Source organism: Polyangium mundeleinium (assembly GCF_028369105.1).
Classification (GTDB): domain Bacteria; phylum Myxococcota_A; class Polyangia; order Polyangiales; family Polyangiaceae; genus Polyangium; species Polyangium mundeleinium.
On record NZ_JAQNDO010000001.1, the window covers coordinates 13,094,950 to 13,118,029 of the forward strand.

The following is a 23,080-nucleotide window of genomic DNA, read 5'->3' on the forward strand; positions in this document are numbered from 1 at the left end:
GCGTTAGCGGTCCGACGCGCCGCCCTCGTCCTTGTCGGCCTTCGTGGCCACGGGCGGGGGCGGCGCCGCTTCCTTGGCTTCTTTCCCTTCCTTCGCTTCGCCCGCCTCTTCCTTCGGCGCCGCTTCCTTCGGCGCCGCTTCCCCCTTCGCGTCCTTGCTCGCCGCGCCCGCCGCGCTCGCCGCGTTCCCTCCGCCGCGCAGATACGAATCCTCCACGCATGTCGGCCGCATCCTCTCGGGACAAGCGATCCGCACGTGGAAATGATCGTCGTGCACGTCCGCGTCCGCGGGGCTCATCAGCGCCGCCGCTGCCTTCGTGTAGAGGTCCTTCGGCACGTTCTTCTTGGCCGCATACTTGAGCAGCCGCGTGCGCAGCCCTGCCGACACGAACAGGTACCGCACGTCGGTCTTCGTGTCGGTGAGCAGTGCCTCGACGAACGCCCAGTTTCGCTCGTCGTCGAAGCGCACGACCTCGCCGCCGCGGGCGCGCCCGTCGCTGCCGAAGGCCACGAACCGGTGCGGGTTCACGTGTTTGCCCTTCTCGCTCACCATGTAGAAGCCGACGTCCGCGTCGCGCCCCGACTGATGCGAGTTGTGCCCGAAGAGCGCCCCGCCACTCTTCGCCGACAGGTCCCCCACGTACAGCACCGACCCCTTGTGCTTCCCGCTCACCTTGGCGGCTGCGCGACGGAGCACCCGCACGAGGTCGGGCAGCGCGTACGCGTGTGCGCCGCCGCGCACCTCGACCGACTTGCTCGACGCGAGCTTCTCGCCCCCGTACAGCCTGCCCTTGTTCGGCGCCCCCGCCGACAGCGCGCCCTTCGGCTTCCGCTCCTTCTCTGCGCCCTTCTTCGGCTCGCCCTTGTCCTTTTTGCCCTTGCCCTTGTCCTTCTCCTTCGAGGGCTCGGACTTCGCCGCCTTGGCGCCGGGTGCGGCCTCGGAGACGCGCGGGCCTGTGGCGACGAGCGCGAGGCCGAGGAGGAGGGGCGCGGCGATCCGGGCGAGCAGGCGCATGATGCCGCGGACGTTAGCGCGCTCGTGGCGCGCGGGGGAGGGGATGCGAGCGACCGATCGTGGGGTTTTGCGCGACCGACCTCCGCCGCATCGGGTTCATGATCTGGCCCACAAGAAAAAAGAATGCATTCAGGTGCTTGACATGGGTCATCGGTCCGGGTAGAAGCCTCGTCGCGTCCCACCCGAGGGCGGCGCAGGATGCGCCCGTAGCTCAGCTGGATAGAGCGTCGGACTTCGAATCCGAAAGTCGCCCGTTCGAATCGGGCCGGGCGTACCGGGTTCCGAGTCGACTCTACCCAGGGGAGCTCGGGAGGCCGTTGAAAATCGAAGCAGCAAAACCGGGCCATTAGCTCAATTGGTAGAGCAGTGGACTCTTAATCCATTGGCTGAAGGTTCAAGTCCTTCATGGCCCACCAATGATCGCAGTGGAATCCAGTCGCCAGGGCAGGGCGGCTGGGACAGCCGGGACAACGGCTGGGACAGTCGAAGCAGCCTGACAGACAGGCAAAAGAAAGCCCGACGAACCGGATGGTCGTCGGGCTTTCGGCTTTGGAGGAGACTCGTTCCCAAGTGGCGCGGACGGTGCGTCCTGCCGGTCACGACGACCACGCTGCGGATGCGTGACTGCGGGGTGTGATCCCGGTACATTCCGTCCTATGGTCGTAGTGTCGCTTTGTCCGCTACCAGCCATGAGCTTCGTCTGGCAACCGAGCGCGGGAGCATACGCGCAGACGGTGGTCGTGAAGGGGACGTTCCGGCTCTTGCCTGGGGAGTCAACGCTGGCCGAAGCGCAGGAGGCCCCGACGGAGGTCGACCGGGCCCCTTACAAGCGGAAGGCGGACGTGGTGCTGGTGGGGCACGCGTATGCTCCCGGCAAACAGCCGGCGCGGTCGTGGATGGTGCGGCTCGTGGTCGGGGACCTCGATAAGTCGATCGAGGTGTGGTGTGACCGGGTCATTCGATGGCAGGACGGAGCGCTGCTCGAGGGGCCGCGGGTGACGAAAGTGCCGCTCACGTGGGAGCGCGCGGCGGGCGGGCCCGAGACGAGCAATCCGGTGGGAATGCGGTTCGACGCGGCGCCGGACCGGTATGACACGGTGCCCATTCCGAATTTGCAGCCGCCGGGGATGTTCGTTTCGTCGCGCGCGGATACGTTCGTGCCGATTTGCTTTGGGCCGATCGCGCCGGAGTGGCCGCGGGCATCGGCGCGTCTCGGGCGGCTGGCGCCGGGGTGGGAGGGGCGGCCATTCCCTGAGCGATGCGATTATGAGTACTTTCAGGTCGCACCACTGGATCAGCAGGTCGCCGGGATACGACCGAACGAGCGGATCGTCCTGGAGAACCTGCATCCGGAGCATCCGCGGCTCGTGACGAGCTTGCCGAACCTGAGGCCGCGAGCGGTCATGGACCGAGCGACGGGGGAGCGGGAGGAGGTGCAGCTCTTCGCGGACACGCTCTGGATCGACACGGATCGAGGGGTGTGCTCGGTGGTGTGGCGGGGCCAAGTCGGGCTGCGGCATGCAGCAGAGGCAAGGCGGATCGCGGTCTGGTTGGAGGGGATGCCGCTTCGCGAGGCGGCGCGCGAGCAGCAGGCCGGCGTCGACGACGAAGGAGATGTGGCAGCCACGATGACGCTCGTGGGACCGCTCGAAAGGAAAGCGGGGCCGGTGCTGCCGTTCGTGGCGGGGTCGTCGAGGTTATCTGAACCGGAGCGGAAGCAGTTCGTGGAGGAACTCTCGCGGTGGGCGCGGCGGGGATCGGAGGATGGATCCGAGACGCTGTTCGCGCCGATGGTGAGGCCTGCGGGGAAGGCGTTGCCGTTCGAGGGGGTGAGCGAGCCTGCGGACGACGACGGCGACATGGCGAAGACATTGCCGCCAATGGCAAAGGAGCCACTGAAGTCGGTTCCCCTCGTTGTGCCGAGCTTGCCGGAGGCCCCTGTCGTGGAGGTGCAGGTGGAGCAGGAGGAGGCACCGAGCCCATTGCCTGCGCCGCCGCCGATGATCGGGCCGCTGGCGAAGGCGGAGATGTTAGAGGTGCGCGAGTCGCCGGGAGCGCAGGCGGCCGTTGTCGAATGCGGCGAGGCCGAGCGCGATGCGCCAGACGTTGCGAAGCCGGCCGAGCGGAGGCTGCCCGTCGAGGAGTATCCGCTGGAGCGGTGCGCAGCAATTGCTGCCTCGATCGCGCGGAGGAAAGGGGATTATGACCGAATTCTGGCGGAGGAGGGGCTCACGAGGGAAGTGTGGAAGGAGCTGGATGCGTACTGGCTCGCCGCGGTCGAGGTCGAGGTCGATCGTGGGGGGAAGAAGATGCTCTCGGCGTATGATGAGGCGTATGTCGGGCGGCTTGAAAAGGAGCGGGGGCCGATCACGGCAAGCGAGTATGCGGGGCTGTTGATTGCGGCGGAGCGCAGGGGGGTGGATGCGGAGTTGAGGAAGCTCGGGCTGCCGGAAGGGGCCATGATGCAGATCCGGCGGGTTTGGATGGGGAGGTGTGTGATGGATCTGAAGGTCGGCGCGGAGGTACGGGCGGCAATGCGGGTGGTGGCTGGGTGAGCGCCCGAGAAACTTGTTGCTTCGGTCAGCAATCAGGCACACTCAATCAAACCGCCTAACCCACTTCAGCGTTTCTTCAAGCCAGTCGGATTTGTCCGGCACCTTGATGACCCCCCACTTGTAGCCCTCATACCGCATGGGCTTGATGATGCGCGCCGCTATTTGATACGCATCCGGAATCGTATTGGTAGCCGCATCACCTAATTGCGGTAGCACCCCCGCGCGGATGATGACACCGGTTTCGTAATGTTCAAGGGTCATGCCGGGACCCAGGCGCGATTGAATTGATTGAACGCCTCCCAGTGCAGCGACGTTCTGCTGTCCCAGAATCGTTAGCCAGTTCGAGGAGCGCGGCTGCTCATACCCGCCCTTGCGTGTCTCCGACCAATAGTTTCCCATCGCATCGTACTCTAGTGCGGGATAGCGACGCAAGAGTTGGTAATGATAGGGCTCCTCCGTAGTTTCTCTACCGGGCACGGTGAGGACACCGAGGCCAGCTGAACCATGGATGGCATCGACTCGGCCACACCACGTACGCACGAGTTCGACGAAACGTTCAGGGTCGGCGAAAACGTAAGTCGGTGGGAAATGGGCCTTGATTCCGGAAAGAGGGCGTGCTGCGTTATTCTTCGCAAACCCACGGAGCATTATGCGCCAGAGTGAGGGGTCGTCTCCTCCTTTCGGATCCACGTGCTGCATGTGGCATGATAGCTGTTTGTGCGCGCCGATGTCGGCGAGCGAGCGGTAGTCTCCTGGGAGACCTTCGCCATCCCAGCGGCTCAAGCTTCGGGCGTCGTCTTTTTGATAGTGGGTAACCTTGTCCGAGAAGCGCGAGACATAATCTTGGAGGATGAGGAGCAATTGTTCCCGCTTTTCGTGTTTCCAGCCATCAAGAAAATATACGGATAGCAACACGCCGATGCGTGAAACAATCGCACCGCTTGGCTTACGCACTACACCGCGGGTCTCAATGTCTTCCGGGTCGAGCCTGAGCGGATCATGGGCTTGCATCTTCATCTCCAACCACCCCGAGATAGAGACTATTTGGCTTTTCCGCCGCCCTCAGTGCACACACAGTGTTCCTTTATGTCGACTGTGATCACGTCGCCTGGGGTAAGGCCTTGGCTGTCAGCAATGTCTTCGTAGACACCATCTTGTTGCATCGTTGTAGGTGGGTCGATTCCCCCATTGGACTGAGTGAATTTTAGCTCGAAAATTTTCCATAAAGCCCCACCTTTCCACCACGAGATGTCTGGCCGTGCTGCATCACGTACCACAGGAACATTGGACGGCATGCCGTCGTCGTTTACGCTCAAAATCGGCTCGTAGCCGCCTTTCCCGTCAGGGCGGTAGTTCACCTCCGGGCGTGGGCCATCTGCAGTCGGGCTCTTGGGCCGTCTGAATCCTCCTTTAGGGTGCTGTCCGCTATTCGGATCATAGTACTTTTCTCGAAGTTTCGCTGCTACGCAATCTGTGTATGTTCTGTGTTCTCCCTTGTTGGCCATGCATTGGCAAGCAATGTTACAAATTTCATCCAGCTCCTTTGATGTGCTAACCCGTACGTTGGCGGCCTCAATGGCCTTTGTTCGCTTTGCTGCTGCGGATTCGACGTTGCCCTCTGGTAGATCGTGTGCCTTGATGTCATCAATTGCGGCTTGCAGTAGTTGTCGTTCTTGTTGGCTGAATGGCGGTGTCGTTGGCGCGTCCAATACTGCCTGTAATGCATTAATTTCGAATTCTACTTGGCGTTGTGCCATACGGCCAAATGTCAAAAAATTGGCGATTTGTGCGAGTAGTCCGCCCCTGGCGTCACCGGAGGTTGATTGGTTTTTTAGCCTTGATCCCAAGGACGTCGATGGCCGTACATCAGTCATCGCACCCGTAGCCGCCTGTGCCAAATGCACCCGCGTATCCTTTACATAGACCAGCTTGCCGACGGTATTCTCATTGTTCATCCACCATTCGTCGCTGTGACGGATGATGTTTTTGCCCTCAGCGCGTACTGTCGGAGAAAACGTCTTGGGTTCACAGATGCCCTCGGTCGTTCCCGATTTGATGCCTTTGCCAGTACCCGGCGAGTCACCTGTGCATGTCGTGATGATCGATCCAGTGGTATGCGTGCGCAGCCTGGTCATTCGCACGCTCTTGGTAGTGTCGGCGTGATCGCTTTGCTTAGCGACGATCGAGTAGGGCACCGGTACCATGGCGGAGCCAACCGGCGTCAGACAAACGTCGGGGCAAGTCGAAATCACGAGCCCTTCGGGGGTGCCACGGCTGCCCTCGCGCGGATAACTCATGCGGGTGCCTCCGTCCGTTCGAGCCCATGCAGGCCAAGTCTCGGCATATTCACGAGCGATGCATCACCTTGCGCGGCTACGAAGAGATCGATCCAGGAGAAGCCCTTACCCATGGCGATCCAGCCGCGCCAGGTCATATCGACGCGCCAGGGCTGGGTACGCGCGTCAATATGCAAACCGTCGCAGTTCAGAAGTGCTGTCACTCGGCGACCGTCGACCCAGGAGAAACGTGCATAGGGTGATAGACGGGGTAGCCGAAAGCCAACGCTCCCACCGTCGGGCGATACGCCTTCGAGGCGTACGATCTCGTCACCGACGAGATAGCGCGGTAGAATCAGCCGCGGATGGGCGGTTTGGTAGAAGCGGTAGTCGAAGTCGGCAGGTAGAACGGGATGGCGCTCCTTCAGCCATGCCTCATCGTAGGTTCCGGCGTGCTTCTGCCGCCACGACCACCATGGCGGCACTGGCCCGAACCCCTGCGGTTCTGGCCGAGCGAAAGGATTGTCGATAGGCGCTGCCTCGCTATCGATCATAGGCATTGGCGATCTCGTCTCAGGTGGCGTCTGCGCACGGTCGAGTATGCCAGGCCCGATAGGGTTGCGCGGCTCGACGTCACCGTCTGGTGAGCCAAGGATCGGCCCACCAGCGGCAAACCTATAGTCGATCGCTACGCATTCAGCCTCCTTCACGTCACCCGGGCGCCAAGTGCGTCGATGATGCTCGTCTACGGGGGTCCAAACGCGCGGGCCGTGGACACGCAGCGTGCAGTCGTAATCGCCCACAATAACATCAACATACCACCTGGTGGAGCACCGGCCCTCGGGCGGGTATGCCGTTCCTAGTATCGTAACGTCGGCGAAAGGTTTGAATGGTACGATATCGCAGACGCCGACGAGCGGCGTGCGATGAGGATCGCCCTCATACTCGTCAGCGAGGATGAGATGTTGATCGGGCGCGAGCAGTAACCTCTTCTCGGGCGTTAGCAAGAAGCCTGCACGCACCGCGATTACTGCCATCGCGCTCCCATCACGGTGTATCTGCTCGAAGCCGAGCGCGGCGAAAGGTGTTGCGTTGGTAGCCAGCATCGAGCGCCTCAGGTCAAGTCGCGACTCAGCGCTAATTCAAATCAATGGGATCTCCCCACACCTGAACATGTCCAGTCGAGCTCACCGTAATATCCGACCCGGAAATTACAATCCTCCCCGACTTCTCCATTACGATCCTCGACTCCCCGCAGACGATCTCGATCTTCTCCCCCACATTCGTAGTCTGCGTCTTTCCAATGGCCACCACCTGATGCCGTCCCACCTCTACCGTCTCGTCGTTCCCCACGCCGCGCGCTCGATTCATCCCCACCATCTCCCGCGCGCAGTTCATTACGAGCTTTATGAAATCGTTCCCGACCGTCTGGCTCTCGTTGTTGCCGATTGCCGACTCCCTATCCCGTCCGATCATTACACTCTCATCATTCTTGACGAGCTTCGTCAGATCCTTCTCCGCCTGCATCCGGACGAGCTCTTTCCCCACCGCATCCTCGAACATGATCTCATTGTACCCCCCACCCCCGCCCGTTGAATTGCTCTTCCACCCGCTCTGCGTCTTGTTCTCCGGCAGCTTGTACGGCGTCTTCTGCAGATTCGTGTACACCCGCCCCACGATCACAGGGCGGTCCGGATCCCCCCCGAGGAAATCCACAAGCACCTCCTGCCCGATCCTCGGCAGGTTCGTCGCTCCGTACCCCGCCCCGCCCCACGGCTGACTTACGTGGATCCAGCACGAGCTGTTGTCGTCCATCTGGCTCGCGCGATCCCAATGGAAATGCACCCGCACCCGGCCAAACTCGTCCGTGTGTATCTCCTCGCCCGGCGGACCCACCACCGTCGCGCTCTCCACCCCGTTCACCTTCGGCTTCGGTGTCTCCACCGGCGGCCGATACGGGACTTCCGCGCTCCTCGACACGCAATGGTGTACCGTCTCGCCATAAGACGTCCCCTCGTGCACCGCCTCCACGACGAGCTGCCGCTCTCGATTCAGTTTCTCCCGCAGGTGCCCTTTGATCTGGAACACCAACCCGGGTGCCAGGTCGAGCGCGTTCGTCATGAACGTACACGTCTTCGCGTTCGCCCGCTTCGCCTCCAGGCGTTTCTGCGCGAGCTGTGCCGCCTCCCCCTCGTCCGTCCGCGCTTTCCCCTTGTCGTCCGCACTGGGCGTATCGTCGCCCTTCGTGGCGCCGAAAAGGAACGCCCCGGGCGTATAATGATATCGCTCGAGCTTCTTCTCGATCTCGACGTTGGCCCCTTCTGCGCTTGACATCAGCTTGAAGTTGGCGGCCCTGCGGTAGTCGTGGTCCCGCATCGTGTAGCGGCCAGGGCGCACCTCCTGGCCCACATTTACCTGCGTCACGTACTCGCCCGTCACCATCGACACATCGTCGTGGAACGCGAGCGCGTGTGCGCGCGGCTCGGCCCGCTGCGGCGCGTCTGCGAGCACAAGACGCATCTTGTCTTCGCTCTGCTCGAAGTAGAACGAGATGCCCGCGTCCTCCAGCATCCGACAGAGGAATGTGTAGTCGGTCTCTGCGTACTGGACCCGGTACTTGCGCTTCTTGTACGTCCCCGAGAGCTTGCGCACCGGCTCGATACCCCAGTCGTCCAAGACCTCGAGGGCGATGTCGAGCTCCGACTTCTGCTGGAACATGTAGTAGTCGCGTCGCTGTGTCAGGAGCCACAGCTCGGGGACAATGGTCAGCCGGTAGATCGACTGCCCCTTCTCATCACCGCCCACGTGCTGGATGTGGTTACAGATCCCTGCCCAGAAGCGCTCGTGGCCAGCATGGATCGTGAAGCGGGCTGGCTGCCCAAGGACCCGATCGAAGTCGATGTCGTGTTCGTCGGTGTGTACGGTCAGGTTGACCTCGAAGAGCGACGACATCGCCTCCCGCACCGAGAAACGCCGCACGTCGAGCGCGTCGCCAGAGGCCACCGTGACGCTCAGGTTCGGCCGCTGCTGTGCCTGGTTGCGCAATTGATCGAGCCCGTTCGACATCACGACCCCTCGAGGTTCGCTTACACGGCACGACTGCATCTAAATGTCCGCCCGTGCCCGCGAGGATGCGTGCGACATCCTTGGGGATCCGAGTCCGTGTGAGCGTTCACGAAGAACCGTACGGTGTCCCAGCTTCGTGCGTCAACACTGTTCTGAGGCTTTCGTGGGTCTTGGATCAGGGGCGAACTCCGGCTATCCTCGCCCCCACAGAGCGGTCGACGTTCGAGGGTGGTCGCGATGGGGCACGTGGTGAGCAAGCTGGCTTGGGGCACGATCGACGTGGACACGACGCTGGGCCGCGTTTTCTTCCAGCAGGATTGGGCCTACAAGTGGGAGTTCGAGGCGCCGGAGACGGCGTGGACGTACCAGGAACAACTTGCGTTCCACACCAAGGTGGATCGGCAAATCTGGTCGTCCTGGAGCAATCGCGTCACCCTTGGGGTCAAGGGCAAGCATTGGATGGTCACGAGGTTCGGCCGTGCCGGTCTGCGCATCAACTTCGATATCCGTTGGCGGACTGTCAAGCAAACTGCCCAATGGAGCATCCGCGCGGTGAAGACAAAGAGAGACGATGCGCGAAGCGAGACCGTGTTCCCCCTGCGCAAGAGCACGCTCATCGTTTCGGACGCGGAGCCTCACGGCGTGATGAACGAAAGCAAAGCGAAAGCTTATGATTTTGTCTCGCCCCCGCATGAATTTGGCCACATGCTCGGTGATTTGGCGGATGAGTATTATGCAAACAGTCCCCATATACGGGATAAGAATAGCATCATGAATATCGGCCGATACCTCCGAGCGCGGCATATGGCCGAGGTGCTTCGCCAGCTCGGAACCATGCTTCCGGGCTGCACATTCTGGGTGCGCGACATTCGCTGAAATGACGAAGAAAGCAAACCCACGCGCAAGCCGCGATGAACCGATCTCGACGGCCCGTACAGCCACCTTAGCGTTCGTTGGATAGTGAACGCGGAAGCCCACCGGTTTATGAAGCAGTGGGCTTCCGCATTCTGGGACGAGTTCAGGTCGACGTGACCTCGGCGAGCTCGGGAATCCCCTCGTACAGCGGCTTCAGGGTACCGAGGCTGAGCTCGGCATGTGTCCGCGCCTGCCGCTTGTAGCGGTAGATCATCTGCGACGACTTGTGCCCCGTCCTGTCGGTGATCCACGCCTCGGTCTTGCCGGCGGCGAGGTGCACGGTGACGAAGGTCGCTCGCAGATCGTGCGCCCGGAGCCGGATGCGCGTGCCGCTCGCCTCGAACAACTGCGGCCGGTGAACGCCCGCCTTCTTCAGGTACTCGCGCAGGTCCTCCGCGGCGCTGAACCTGTTCACGGTGTTCCCGAAGCGGTCGACGAGGACGGGCTTGCTAGGCGCGCGGCTGCCGGCGAAGTGCTTCTTCCACCGGCGAAGCGCCTCGACGTCGCCGGGATCGAGCGCCCAGGTGCGCGGTTCGTCCGTCTTGTTGTGGTCGAGGTTGACCGCCCCTCGGTCGAGGTCGAGATCGGACCACTCGAGCAAGAGCAGCTCGGAGACACGGAAGCCTTCGCGCGCCAGGAGCCCGTAGAAGAGCCGCTTGACGAGCGGGATCCCACGGCAGGCGAGCAGCTTGGCGTCCTCGTCGGGGTACACGTACGACTTGGCCTTGTTCGTGTCCGCCTTCGGCAAGAACCCCTTCGGCAGAGGGTTCCCCGACAGCAACTTTGCGGGGTAGACCGCGAGCACGAAGAGCCTGTTGATGGCCTGCATGACCTGGCGACGTGACCCCCTGCTGAACGTCGGGCCGACCGGAGGCAGCGACTCGAGCACCTTCTCCGTGAGGGTGAGCCCCGCCGGCCCCTCGAAGTCCGACATCGGATGGCTTCCGATGATCGGGTAGACGTACATCCTGAGCCGCCCCTCGTCGGCATTCGCGGTGCGCTTCAGCTTGACGTGGTCCGGGTAGCGCTTGGCAAGCTCGCCGGTCGTCCAGAGGCGCCCGAACTGCTCGAACGTGATGCGCTCTGCGTCGCCCGCCACGACTCGGGTGACGGGCACGGGCGCCGGCCCGGAGTGCTCGACGTTCTTGCGGTACCAGACCTCGGCATACTTCTCGGCCTCTGTCTCGGTCGTGACCAGCACGCCGGCTTCTTCGTCGAGGCGGTGGGTGCGTCGCTTCCCCTCCGCGTCGTAGTACTTCACGACGAAGCGCCCGCCCTCCTGGTAGACGCGCCAGGGCCGCCGAACGCGGCTCGGCTGCGTCGATGGCGGCGCAGCAGACGTCGTCGATGTGGCCTCCCTGAGCCGCCTGCGCGCCTCGGCCTCGTCCGTCGTGCCGAGCGGCACCTCCTCGCTGTTGATGACTGCGGTCCAGACCTTGGAGCGGCCTCGCTGCCGTAGAAGTCGCGGCCCGCCGGGCGAGCCCTCCTTCTTCGTCCCCATGAAGATCCCGTCGGCGTCTTCGCTCGGCGAAGCCGCCAGCAGACGCGTCACGCTCGAGGCGTCGACGCGCACGGTATTCGGTCCGATACGGCGGGAGACGAGCCGGCCGGCGTTGATCCACCGACGCACCGTCTTCGTCGCGACGCGCAGAACGCGTGCGACTTCCTCCACCGTGAGGAGCTCGACGCCGTGATGGATGGCGGGGACCTGCGTGTGCAGGGGGAGCTCTTCGCTTCTCTTATTCCCGCGGCGGCCTTCCGTTGTGCAACGCGACGGACGGGCCTTCTCGGCGCACAGCTGCTCCCTGCCGAACGTCGAAGCGTCGGCGTCACCTGCGAGAGGGTGACGAGGGGCGGAGTGGTCCACGTTGGGTCACTCTCGGGAGACGCCCATGCCTGCGAGCGCTCGACCACGTGTCCGGCGTGAGCCGCGCGCCCCATGAGCCGAGGACGCGCCGAACCTCGCTCGTCCGATCGAGCCGCTCTTGGCGTGCATGCCTGGGTGCTACCCCAGGTGCGCGACGCCCTTACCGCAAACGAGTGCTTCGATCTTGCGGTGGATGTCAGGAGGAAGCGGTCGGATCGTCTCCCGAAGGTGGCGATGCCGTGTCGTCTCGGGTCGCCAAGATCGCGTCGTTCCACGCCCTCATCACCGCATGCTCGACTTGAACGGGATGGCCCCTTGCCACGAGCAGGTGCACCACGTACTCGAGGATCTCGGTGCCGCCGACGGGGTCATCATCAAACGCGCGCACCGCGTGCTCTGGGGTCTTGAAGCGGCCAGCACGTTGCTCATGTTCGCCGAGCGCTGCGGAGATCTTCTCGAGCGAGTCGGGCCCGATCGTGGTCAACTTGCTGGACACGACCTCCGCGACCCTCCGCCACGGGCCCACGTCGGCTTTGCGGCGCGAGAGCAACGCCTCGACGATCTTCGGGACCAGCTCCTCGGGAAGTTCCAACGCCCAAAACTTGAAGTGCGCGCGCACGAGCCCGGCCAGCTCGTTCCTGAACGAGGCGTCGCCGTCCGGGCTCCGGCGAGGCAAGCCCTGTCTCTCCCTTTCAACCTGCGCCGCTTTCCACGTCGCGGTGTGCTCTTTGGCGAGGTCCACGAGCTCGCCCAGGGCCTGCGCCGTTCGCACCTGCCTCACGAGCTCTTGGCGATGGTCACGGTGCCGGAGAACGAGGTTGACCACGTCGCGCAGGATCGCGTCTGCGCCGCTGACCTCCTGGATCGCGCGGCGATTCTTGCGATCGCTCGCGGTCGAGCGCGGCTCGTCGGCAGGCTGGTGCCGCTGCTCGTGCTCGACGGCGAGCCGGAGCAGCTCGAGCGCCGCCTCGCCGAGCGTCGCCATCGATAGCTCGTAGAGGCGCGCTCCGATCTTGGGCATCGGAGACCTACGCGGTCGCGTCGTTTTGCGCTGCGCCGCTTTCGTGAGGCTTTTGCTGCTCGACCGCGACTTGGTCACGAGAACCTGAACATAGCTCACTTCATTTCCGGCAGGGCGCGCTCGAGAGGGGGCGAAGATCCCGGCGAACCACGCCAGGAGGATCGAGATTGGAGGAGATCTGGATGATGGAGCTGTGCCGAGGGCGACGTTGCAACTCCTCGGGCGTCAACCGCAGCGAGGCGTTCCCCGACACGGCAGCGTGCCTCCGGGCTGAATCCTTGGCGCCGAGAGGAGGTACGACGTGAGCCCCTCCATCGGCGCTATGGCGACCAACGTCGTCAAGCTCGGGACGGTGCACGTGCCCGAGTTCTATTGGCCGCTCGTCGCCGAGCTTCTTCAGATGCTCGCGGTCACGCCGACCACGCCCACCGCCGGGGTGCCGAGCATGGTGACCGGGGACAAGGACGCGATCGGCATCGCGGGCCCGTTCACGACGGCGCAGCCGGCCATGGCCGCACCGCCAACCGAGTCGGTGACAGACGCAGCTCCAACGACCACGCCCGGCACCGAGAAGCGGGACGCCGAGGGAGGCACCATCGTCCCCGGCGCCTCTCCAGGCACAGGGGCGGCTCCGGCCGCCGCAGCCCCGGCCGAAGATCAGCCTCCACCGCTTCCGGCTCTGCCTACACGGCCTCGCGAGCGTCGATCGTCGCCTCGTCGACGGTGTCGACGGTCGGGGCCCAGCATGGCGGAGCCGATCAGCTCCCGCACCACCAATACGGCGGAGCGGTCGGTCATGATGCACGCCCCGGCGCCGGCGGCGCGCTGCGCGACATGCGGCACCCCCGGCGTTCGCACCGAGGCGTTGGACTGCGGCGTGTGCGACGAGCTCTTCATCCTCGGCGGCCAGCTCGTGGTCTCGCTGGACGGCCTGGACGAGGAGCTGGCCGCTGGCGGTCTGTACTGCGAGAGCTGTGGCGAACGGCGCCCCCCTTTCGAGCACCTCGCCTGCACCGGCTGCTCTGCACCGGCGCGTCACATCGGGGACGTCCTGGCTCACAACCGCCGCGGGCAAGGCAGATGCGCCGCCGATGCAGTCGCGGACGCTCCAGTCGAGCTCCCCGACGATGGGATTACGACGGACCCCGAGATCGAAGCGCTGCTCCCGCGCGAGTCGAACGAGGAGTACGCCCTGCTCGAGCAGGATCTGCGCGCCCACGGCTGCGTGGCTCCGCTCGTCGTCTGGCAAGACGGCCCGCGTCAGGTTCTCCTCGATGGCCACACCCGGCGCGCGATCTGCCGGACCCGCCGCATCTTCTACGAGAAGAAGATCCTAGAGTTCCCTGATCGGACGTCCGCCATCCTATGGGTCATCGAGAACCAACTCGGCCGGCGGAACCTCACGCCCGAGGCGCAGGCGTACCTGCGCGGTCGCATCTACAACCTGGAGAAGCGGCAGGGGGCCCGCACCGACCTCGATACTTCTCGCCAGGGTGGCGAGAAGTTGTCGGAGCGGCTGGCAGATGTTTACAAAGTGGGCAGTCGCACGATCGAGCGTGACGGTCGGTTTGCCGCGCACCTCGACGACCTCGCCGCGGTGTACGGGGCGGCCATCAAGAACGCCGTGCTCGCGCGCGACGCCAAGATGACGCGCGCCGAGGTGGCCAAGGCGGTCGGGCTGGACGCTCTCACCCAGGCTCGCGTCGTCGCGCGGGTCCAGCAAGGCGAGGCGGCCATTGACGTGATCTGCGAGGCTCTGCGGGACCGTGGGTTGAACGACCGCCTCTCCCGGCGAGCACATGCCGCGGAGGCAGAGGAAGACGCGGGTGATGCCGAGGCATCGACGAGCTCGGGCGAGCCCCACGGCCACGCAGACGCCAGCCCTGGTCATTCCGGAGCTGGGGGGCTCCTGTCCCAGGGCGAGGAGCTTGTTATCCCACCCGCGGTACCGCAGGGTTTCATGATGCCGATCGATCCCGCGGGTGCGCGCCGCCTGCCTGCCTCCCGCGCCGAGGATCTCGCCAGCACGGATGAAGTTGAAATCGATGATCAGGAGTTGGCTAGCATTCCGCGGGCGCTCGCCGACGCACGAGACAAGCTGAAACGCTCGAAGCCGGGCAGGATGAACGCCGATCTCGTGTCGACCGTGCGTAAATTCCTCACCCAGATCGACCGCGAGCTGCGGCTCCACGAAGAGGCCGCCACTGGAAGCGGCTGAATAGCTTCTGACCTACATAGCGGGCGTCGGCCCGGCCCTCGTGGAAGGGTGCGCTGGCCCAGCGAAAACGGGCGGCCTTACGCCCCCCGCCCGGGTCAGGCGCACGGGAGCATGGCCCGAGCGGCGCGGAACGACAGTATTAAAGCAGCACCGAACCGCGAAAGACCCGTTGACGTCGGAGAACTTCCCGAGCCCGCGGCCATCTGGTGTTCCTCTGTCGAGCGGCGGATGTAGAGTGCGACGCGGGCGCAGGTGCGGGGCGAGCGGTTTGTCGGAGACCGCACTCGCCGAGCGTGAGGGCCTGGAGGCGTGGGGGGTAGCCGTCGGGGCCGAGGTGACCGCGGCGACGGCGGGGGCTGGGCCTGGTTCTGGTGGTGATGGCTGCGGCGAGGCTGTAGCAGCGCTCGGGCGTGTCGAGGGGCGGCGCGTCCGGGGGCGTACGAGGTCGCGATGTCGTTGCGGTCTCGGGGCGTGAGGTGAAGGCAGCCTTGTTCTGCGCCTTCATCCGCCCCGCGCGAGCCATCTCGGCGCGCCGCCGTTCTGCGCCGGATCGCCGCAAACTGCTCGGGCGTCACACCCACGGTCTGGCGACTGAGCTTCGCGATGCTGTACTGCCAGAGGAGCGCCGACTTGACCGGGGCAACGTCTTCGGGGTCCTCATCGGGCTAGGCATCAGCTACGCGGTAGTAATCGTCGTCAACGAGCCGCCAGACATCCCCCTCGTCGGGCCCGTAGATCGTCGGGCCCATAGACGACCTCTTCGACCTCGCCATGGGCGCCGGGCTGGGCTTCCTGCGGCAGAACCTGCTCTTCCATCACCGTTACCTCGGGAAGCGGCAAGCGGCAAGGATACTACAAGCTTGTCACCTTGGCCAGGTCACCAGGCGCCCCTCTCCGGGGTTTGAAATTCCGAGAGTCGATAGCACGGCATCTGCCTGTTCATGTTTGTCCGGGAACGTACTTGTTTCAGAAGAACAAGTAGTTGTTCCGTCGCTGACTACTTGTCGCGCGCGTTCTTCTTTCGGCTTGAAACGAAGGCTTTTGCGCGATCGGTACAAGTCCTTGTTGTGCCATGAAGACCTGCAGAAGGGGGTGGGGTTCCCTTTCTGCGATGCCCCGTGATGGAATACCCACAGCATGGATATTACCTATACGGCAGGCGACGCGGTCCGGGTCTCCGGGTTGCGTTATAAGAAGCTGGACGAGATTCTCCGCAGCGGGCTCCTCAAGCCCAGCGCCGGAGGAGGTCAGGGGCGCGGCTCGCCGCGTCGGTTCACAGCCCGAGATCTGCTCGCGCTGCGGCTCGCGCGGGAGATCTTGAAGGCCGGCATCCGCGTGCGGACGATGGTCGGGGCCTTGCGCTACGTGCAGCGGGGCCACGGGTTCCCCGAGCTTCACGAACTCGTGAACGTGGCCATCTGGACCGATGGGCAAGAAGTCGCGTTGTTCGACAAGACAAAGAAGAAGTCGGCCGCGAGCTCGAGCGAGCGGTGCGTGAGCCACGTCGTTGACCTCGGTCCCGCCGCAGAGCACGTGCGGCGTGGGATCGAGCGGATCGCGAACACGGAAGCGCAGCGCCGAAAGAACAACAACGGACGTTGAAAAAAGAACGGCTCCATCCGCCAGGTCTGCCGGGCCGCGGATGGGGCCATCCAAGGAGATGACAGTGAATCTAGCATACGCTTCCACGGAATCCAATGCCGGGGGCGAACGGGTGCTGCCCTTCGAGCCCCATCACATTCAATACCTGAAAGACCGTAGCATCGTTCTAGATTGGGCTGCCGAAGCTGGTCTGCGATCCGTGTCGCCCGAGGCGGGTGCTGAGTTGCTCGGTCGGGATCAGCCTCTTCCCTCCAGCGGGCTCGCGTTCCCGTACCCCAACGTGCCCGGCTACGTGCGAATCCGCGTCGACGACGGCGAACCCCGCTATCTCGCCCCAGCCGGGCGGGAGGTGCCCATTTATGTTCCGCCAGGGTGCGAGCTCGAGGGTTCCAATCCTATCTACATCGTCGAGTCACCTGGCAAGGCGTTGGTCCTCCAGGACAACTTCTTCAATGCCATTGGGCTCGGCGGGGTCTACTCGACGCTCACGAAGGACCACAAGCTCAATGATTCATGGAGCGCGGTGGCCCTCTTCCGTCGCGAGGTCGTCGTCGTGTTCGACGCCGGCCGAGCGGTGAACCCAGATGTCGCGCGAGCAGAGGCTCGGCTGGTCATCGCGCTCGAACTGCGCGGCGCCAAGGTGAAGGTGGCGGCGCTCCCGCTGCGCGATGACGGCGAAGATCAAGGGCCGGACGACTTCCGCGCCGCGAACGGGTATCCGGCGCTCTGCGATGTGCTCGCCGCGGCCATGCCAGCGAACCCCATCGACCGCGTCGCCATTCTTGCCACGCTGCCCACGCATGAGGCGCGTACGAAGGCGGCGATGGCGCTGCTCGCGGACATGCCGTTCTTGGCGGCGGTCCAAGCGCGCGGGGTCGTCGCCGAGACTGCGGTGGCCGAGGAACTCGGCAAGTACAAGGTGAAGCCGGACGCGTTGAAGCGGGCCCTGAAGGAGTTCGAGAGCAAGCTCAAGGCGAGGAGAAAGCGCGACGCCGAGGTGGCGCCGCCCATGTCGAAGTACGTCGTTCACGATGGTAAGTTTTGCATTGTGTCCGGGATCGGCGACACGACGCGCGTCGAGCCGCTCTGCAACTTCACGGCGCACATCGAACGGGAAGAAGTTGTCGACGACGGTGCCGAGCAGAAGCGACACCTCGTCGTGTCCGGGAAGCTGGCGGCTGGTGAAGCCCTGCCTGCGAGGCGGGTCGAGGCCAAGGATCTCGATCACGAGTTGTGGCCGATCGAGCAATGGGGCCCCGACGCGATCATGTATCCCGTTCAGCGGGCGCCTCTTCATCTGCTCGCTGCCATCCAGGAGTCGTCGAGGTGGACGAGGGGTTACTCGTTCACGCACAGCGGCTGGCGCGAGCACAACGGCGAGATGATGTTCCTGCACGCCAACGGCGGAGTGGGGGCCGCGGATGTATCGGTTCGCCTCGAAGGGGAGCTCGCGCGCTACAAGCTCCCGGCCGTGGCAGAGGACATCCCGGAGGCTATGAAGCTCGCGCTCTCGTTCCTCGAGCTGGCCGACCCGCGGATCACCGTGCCGCTCTTCTCTTCTGCGTTTCGAGCCCCCTTGCAGCACGCGTTGTACTGCGACTCGACCGTCTCGCTCTGCGGGCCCACGGGTTCCATGAAGACCACGCTCGTGGCCCTGCTCATGGCGTTTTACGGGAACTTCGACGCAGAGCACCTGCCCGCGAGCTGGACGTGGACCGTGAACCGCCTCGAGCAGATGATCTTCACCGCGAAGGACATGCTCGTCGCCATCGATGACTTCGCTCCGACAAAGGCAGAAGCCGGTGATGATCTGCATCGCAAGGCGGCGCAGATCCTGCGTGCGATCGGTAACGCCAACAGCCGCGGCCGTCTCCGCGCCGATCTTACCGCGCGTCCCGACCGCCCCCCACGCGCCCTCGTGGTGAGTACGGGTGAGGACGCGCCGAGCGGGGAATCGATCCAGGCGCGTCTCATCACGGTCCGCATGAAGCCGGGCGATGTCGATCGCGTGAGGCTCACCGACTTGCAGAAGAACCGTGACCGGCTGCCGCACGCGATGCTCGGTTACATCTTGTGGTTGAAGTCGCAGATGAACGGCCTCCGCTCTTTGATGGAGAAGCGCTTCATCGAGCTGCGCGCCGAGCTGCACCAGGAAGGCCAGCACCTCCGCGCTCCGGCGGCGATGGCTCACCTGCTGCTGGGCATGGAGTACTTCTGCCTGTTCGCAAAGGACGTCGGTGTCCTCGATGAGAAGGGGTCCAGTGCGCTCTTGCAGAAGGCCCGCACCGCGCTGCGCGCCAACGCGGCGGAGCAGAGCCGCGCGGCCGTCGACGTGAACCCCGTCCACCGCTTCATCAACGTGCTCCGCACGCTCCTCGTGCAGGGCAAGGTCAAGACGGTCGACGTGGCGTTTGCGCTCGACACGGCCGAGGGGAAAGGCATCGGCTGGGAGGACAAGGACCACTATTACCTGGTCCCCGATGCCGTCTACACGGCTGTGGTCGAGGCCATGCGTGCGGCAGGGCAGTCGATGCCCCTCGCGCAGCGCATGCTCTGGTCACGGCTCGTGGACGACGGGTTCGTTCTTCCGGGCGATGAGGAAGGCCGGTCGACTCGCAAGAAGTTCGTGGGTGGTCCGAACGGCCAGCGCGAGCGCGTATTGTGGTTCGTTCGGGAGAAGCTCGAGCTGCGGGACGCGATCTCCGAGCGAATCGACGAGTGCGCCGAGGAGAAGAACGACGAAGGAGATGACGACCCCGACGATGGCCCCGGCGGCGGAGGGGCCGGCGGCGACGGCGGCAGCAATCAGGGCGGCGGTAGCTCCGGCCCGCAGTTCGGCCTGCCCTTCCCGGTCATCCGCTCACCCGAGCCGGCGGGGGTGGTCTCGTCCGGCCCCGGGGCCGCGCCCCGAGGCCCCGTTCCCCAGAACGGAACGGGGCGCGGAACGGGGCCCAGCTCGGGCTCCGGCGAGACGCATGAGACGCGGCAGATCCCGATGGTCACGGGGACAGATGGTGAGCTGGACATGGTTGATATTCCATCCGGCCCCGAAGCCCCGTTCGCTCAGGGGGAGAGGATCTACTCCTACGTGCCGCAGAACGACGTGGGGGCTGGTCGCGCGGATGCAGAGTCTGCCTATGGGCCCTCTCTCTCCCCCCGGGCTCGCGGGGCTTCGGGGCCCGACCAGCCCAACATCGCTGAATCGCTACGGTTTTCGCGCCCCGAAGCGCGCCCCGAAGCACGCCCCCACCGGGGCGCGGCATCGTACGATGCGGGGCCGGGTGATCGGGACCACTTCGCGGGCGCGATTCTCCGTGCTGGCCGCGTGGGCCTGGTCGTCCACTCGACGGGTCCCGATATCACCGAGGGCCCTGTCCTCGTCGCCGTCGCCCTGCCCGGTGGCCATGCGCGGGTGTTCCACACGTTCGGCGGTGAGGAGCTCGGCCCTGTCGCCGATGCCCTCTGCCAGGTGACGATCGTCGGCCACGACCTCAAGGGCGCGCTCGCGCAGTTTCAGTACCACCTCGGCTTCATGCCAGGCACGGTGGTGGATACGGCCATCGCGTGGCGGCTGCTCGACGGCGGCAGGCACCTCAAGAACCACAAGTACTTCTCCCTCGAGCGCGCGCTCGGCAAGAAGATTGTCCAAACGAACATCGATTGGTCGACCGCGCCGAGCCCCGAGCTGTGGGGTGAGCTCGCGGAAGAGGCGCGGGATGTCCTGCGCCTCGCGGACATCTTCCAGAAGGATCTCCAAGAAGAGCGTCTCGAAGAAGTAGCCGCGCTCGAATTCAAGCTGCTCCCCATCGTCGCGCAGATGGAGGGGAGCGGTGTACCCACCAACCGAGTCGAATGGGAGCGGCTCGTCGACATGTGGACGAGCGAAGCCGCGGAGCTCGAGAAGAACCTCGTTGCCACACTGGGCGTGAAGAACATCGATAACAACGAGGAAGTCCTTGCGGCTCTCCATCGGCTCGGTCTCCAGGTCGAGCGCACGAACAGCGAGGCCCTCGCGCCGTACATGTACCTCCCCGTGGCCCAGCAGCTCGTCCTCTACCGGCGCAAGAACGGCTTCGTCACGGGTGTTGGTAATGGCGTGCTGCGAGCCTTCAGCCGTTCTGAGGACGGGCGCGTGCACGCGACGCTGAACCAGATCGGTGCCGTCACAGGCCGCTTCAGCACGCAAGAGCCAAACCTGCTCGGCCTGCCGCGCGACAAGCAGGTGCGCTCGTGTATTCAGGCTCCCCCGGGCAAGAAGCTGATCATCGGGGACTACAACGCGATTGAGCTGCGCGTGCTCGCAGACCAGACGAGCGACGAGAAGCTCAAGGAGGTTTTCAGGAAGAGCGACGGAGACCCGCACCGCCACACGGCGTCGTTGTTGATGGGCGTGCCCGAGAACCTGGTCACCGACGAGCAGCGCAACCGGGCAAAGCCCGTGAACTTCGGCGGCTCGTTCGGTATGGGCGTGAACAAGCTCATCGCCTACGCGAAGAAGAACTACAAGGTGGACCTCACGCTAGAGCAGGCGGCGCAGTTCAAACAGACGTTCTTGCAGAACCACGCCGGGATCGCCGCGTGGCAGAAGAAGATGGCCGAGGAGATGCCGGCCGAGCTACGCACGAAGAGCGGTCGGATCTCGTACTACTTCGACCCCAACGAGGACTACAACGCGCGCCTGGCCTTCCCCATCCAGGGCACCGCGGCCGACGGCATGAAGCAGGCGATGGTGCTCCTCGCACCGCACCTCAAGCGGCTCGGGGCGCAGATGATCCTCGCGGTGCATGACGAGCTCCTCGTTGAAGCCCCCGAAGAACACGCCGAGGAGGTCAAGGTGCTCATGCGCGACTGCATGGTCGCCGGGATGAAGAAGTACGTGCCCTCGGTGCCGATCGTGGTCGAGCCGAGAGTTGCGTCGCGCTGGGAGAAGTAGACGGGCCACGGGCCACGGGCGGTGGGCACGCGAGCTCCCTGCCCATCGGTTCTCGCCCGCCGTGATCACGATCCTGGGCGTGCCGGTCAACCCCCACGCCTTCTACCGACCCAGCGTGAAGCACAGCTAAAGTTGCAAGAATCGGCGCTTCTTTTGCCCGTACAGGGATTCGGCACGTCCCCTTGTGATTCTACACAGCGCTATGACTCCCTCGGGACCAGGCACACGGATGTTCTGATCTAGCCCAAAGCTCAGGCCCATCCGGATCGCGAAGTGGCTGGATAACCAGGGTTTCGTTCTCCGGGGGCTTGGGATCGACGCGGGCCGTGTATGGAGATGGTTCCTCGGAGAGGTTGGCTCTGGAGCCCTGCCAGCGCCTGCCGTCGTCCTCCTGGCACTCGAGGTGGTGGGGTACAGGCTGGACCGGGGCCGAGAGCCTTGTGGTGCGACGGGCAAAAAGCCCGCCGCAGAGCCAGCGACAGATCTGCGAAGGTCTCGGGCAGGTCCACCGCGTAGAAAGTCGCGACGTCGCGACTTTGTCGCCGAGCGGCCGAGCTACGGCCGGGCCTCGCTGGCGAACTTGAGACTGGGGTTGCAGGGGGTCTGCGTCCATCGCCGACGGGCCCTTCTTGCGCAGAACAATCGGCATCCGCAATACGACACGCTGCCGGCGACCATCTCGACCGACGCATCCTGGTCCAGCCATTTAGGTGAGCGATTGATCCGCCTCGGCGCCTGATTCCTGATCGCGTTCGAAGACTTGCGATCGGAGCAGTCGAGGAGGTGGGGTGGTTCTTGTGGTTGATGTTCCCCGCCCCGTCGTCGTCGTCGCCGGGCCGCGCATGCGCCTGTACTGCGTGCCGACGTGGGGGGTGGCGCGTGCCGCGGCGGGTGATCCCGCCAGGCTATGCAGCCGCCCGTCCTCGCAAGAACTCGACCGCGTTGTCATAGGCTTTCTTGAAGGCGATGAAGCTCTCACTCGATCCACCCTGATCTGGGTGACGTGTCTTCACCCCTCGGCGCCAAGCAGCCTTCACCTCTGCCTCGGTACACGGCCACGTCAGCCCGAGCTCCCGAATGAACCACGGGGTCGGGTCGGCTGCTTTCTGCGGACCCGGAGCCTGCGTGCTGCCTGCCGTGCGCTCCCGGGGCGGCTCATGTTGAGCGGTCTCTGCCCTCTGCTTCCAGAAGCCGCGTTCTGTTTCCCACCATAGGCGCTGTCGCTCGTCTACGAGCCGCCGCGCCTCCTGAAGAAGACGCGTACGCCGCTGCTCAAACGTTTCTCCAGATCGCCAGGGTTGCTGCAGGCTCTTCATGCAAAACCACAACGCCTCCTCGGCCGGTGAAGGATGCGGGATGAACTCGGCGATCTCGTCCGTGATCCACGCATAGTGCTCGCGCAGGCGAGCACGTTCGGACTCGTCAAGGCCCTCCTGCATGCGCCAGAAGTCGGTCTCGAACTGCTGCCACCACTCAACACGCGCCGTAGGGTCGTTCTTATCCTCCACGCAGCACGTCCTGATGCCCCGCGAAGGTCGCCATAAGGTGCGGTTTCTGGGTTTTCCGTCTTTACGATAGGACTGCTTGATGAGCGGCGTCAGCGTCGACCGCCC

At 64.5% G+C, this 23,080-nt stretch carries 14 protein-coding genes and 2 tRNA genes; 7 read left to right on the top strand and 9 right to left on the bottom strand.

Translation table 11 applies throughout. From position 1 onward, the window contains the following. Nucleotides 1-3 precede the first annotated feature (3 nt). Nucleotides 4-1,014, bottom strand: a complete 1,011-nt coding sequence (locus POL67_RS51915; RefSeq protein WP_271930463.1) for a penicillin-insensitive murein endopeptidase — start codon at nt 1,012-1,014, stop codon at nt 4-6. 200 nt (nt 1,015-1,214) lie between these two features. Between POL67_RS51915 and POL67_RS51920 the strand changes: the two genes are divergently transcribed. The 3 genes from POL67_RS51920 to POL67_RS51930 all read left to right on the top strand — a co-directional run bounded on the left by POL67_RS51920 (nt 1,215) and on the right by POL67_RS51930 (nt 3,569). Continuing rightward, nucleotides 1,215-1,288 (top strand) — tRNA-Arg (locus tag POL67_RS51920). A gap of 66 nt (nt 1,289-1,354) precedes the next feature. After that, a tRNA-Lys gene (locus tag POL67_RS51925) sits at nt 1,355-1,430 on the top strand. A 273-nt stretch (nt 1,431-1,703) separates the two neighbouring features. Further along, nucleotides 1,704-3,569, top strand: coding sequence for a DUF2169 family type VI secretion system accessory protein (locus POL67_RS51930; RefSeq protein ID WP_271930467.1), 1,866 nt, complete (start codon nt 1,704-1,706; stop codon nt 3,567-3,569). Between the two features lie 42 nt (nt 3,570-3,611). On the opposite strand, the gene POL67_RS51935 is transcribed toward POL67_RS51930, so the two are convergent. Genes POL67_RS51935 through POL67_RS51950 form a run of 4 tightly spaced genes read right to left on the bottom strand, consistent with a single transcriptional unit; the run spans nt 3,612 to nt 8,911 of the window. Then, a complete protein-coding gene (locus tag POL67_RS51935; protein WP_271930470.1) occupies nt 3,612-4,580 on the bottom strand; it encodes a type VI immunity family protein in 969 nt (322 codons plus the stop codon). A 29-nt stretch (nt 4,581-4,609) separates the two neighbouring features. After that, on the bottom strand, nt 4,610-5,866 hold the full coding sequence (locus POL67_RS51940; RefSeq protein WP_271930473.1) for a DUF4150 domain-containing protein: 1,257 nt from the start codon (nt 5,864-5,866) through the stop codon (nt 4,610-4,612). Further along, nucleotides 5,863-6,951 (bottom strand): DUF2169 family type VI secretion system accessory protein, encoded by a 1,089-nt coding sequence (locus POL67_RS51945; RefSeq protein ID WP_271930477.1) that lies wholly within the window; start codon nt 6,949-6,951, stop codon nt 5,863-5,865. The genes POL67_RS51940 and POL67_RS51945 overlap by 4 nt, the downstream gene beginning before the upstream one ends. A 31-nt stretch (nt 6,952-6,982) precedes the next feature. Beyond that, a complete protein-coding gene (locus POL67_RS51950) occupies nt 6,983-8,911 on the bottom strand; it encodes a type VI secretion system Vgr family protein (RefSeq protein WP_373372394.1) in 1,929 nt (642 codons plus the stop codon). Nucleotides 8,912-9,160: 249 nt separating this feature from the next. On the opposite strand from POL67_RS51950, the gene POL67_RS51955 reads away from it, so the two are divergent. Beyond that, nucleotides 9,161-9,787 carry a hypothetical protein gene (locus POL67_RS51955; RefSeq protein ID WP_271930482.1) on the top strand — a complete coding sequence of 209 codons (627 nt, stop codon included), beginning with the start codon at nt 9,161-9,163 and terminating at the stop codon, nt 9,785-9,787. A 142-nt stretch (nt 9,788-9,929) separates the two neighbouring features. Here POL67_RS51955 and POL67_RS51960 read toward each other — a convergent pair whose 3' ends face one another. The 3 genes from POL67_RS51960 to POL67_RS51970 all read right to left on the bottom strand — a co-directional run bounded on the left by POL67_RS51960 (nt 9,930) and on the right by POL67_RS51970 (nt 13,311). Beyond that, nucleotides 9,930-11,498: a tyrosine-type recombinase/integrase gene (locus POL67_RS51960; RefSeq protein WP_271930485.1), complete on the bottom strand. Its 1,569-nt coding sequence runs from the start codon at nt 11,496-11,498 to the stop codon at nt 9,930-9,932. Between the two features lie 391 nt (nt 11,499-11,889). Beyond that, entirely contained in the window at nt 11,890-12,714 is an 825-nt protein-coding gene (locus POL67_RS51965) for a hypothetical protein (RefSeq protein WP_271930488.1), read from the bottom strand. Between the two features lie 396 nt (nt 12,715-13,110). Next, nucleotides 13,111-13,311, bottom strand: coding sequence for a hypothetical protein (locus tag POL67_RS51970; RefSeq protein ID WP_271930491.1), 201 nt, complete (start codon nt 13,309-13,311; stop codon nt 13,111-13,113). Nucleotides 13,312-13,459: 148 nt separating this feature from the next. On the opposite strand from POL67_RS51970, the gene POL67_RS51975 reads away from it, so the two are divergent. The 3 genes from POL67_RS51975 to POL67_RS51985 all read left to right on the top strand — a co-directional run bounded on the left by POL67_RS51975 (nt 13,460) and on the right by POL67_RS51985 (nt 21,467). Next, complete coding sequence (locus POL67_RS51975; RefSeq protein WP_271930493.1) at nt 13,460-14,932, top strand: ParB N-terminal domain-containing protein; 1,473 nt, start codon at nt 13,460-13,462, stop codon at nt 14,930-14,932. Between the two features lie 1,137 nt (nt 14,933-16,069). Continuing rightward, nucleotides 16,070-16,534: a MerR family transcriptional regulator gene (locus POL67_RS51980; RefSeq protein WP_271930494.1), complete on the top strand. Its 465-nt coding sequence runs from the start codon at nt 16,070-16,072 to the stop codon at nt 16,532-16,534. A gap of 292 nt (nt 16,535-16,826) precedes the next feature. Next, entirely contained in the window at nt 16,827-21,467 is a 4,641-nt protein-coding gene (locus tag POL67_RS51985; protein ID WP_271930496.1) for a DNA polymerase, read from the top strand. A 905-nt stretch (nt 21,468-22,372) separates the two neighbouring features. Here the strand turns inward: POL67_RS51985 and POL67_RS51990 are convergent. Continuing rightward, on the bottom strand, nt 22,373-22,975 hold the full coding sequence (locus POL67_RS51990; protein WP_271930499.1) for a hypothetical protein: 603 nt from the start codon (nt 22,973-22,975) through the stop codon (nt 22,373-22,375). Nucleotides 22,976-23,080 lie beyond the last annotated feature (105 nt).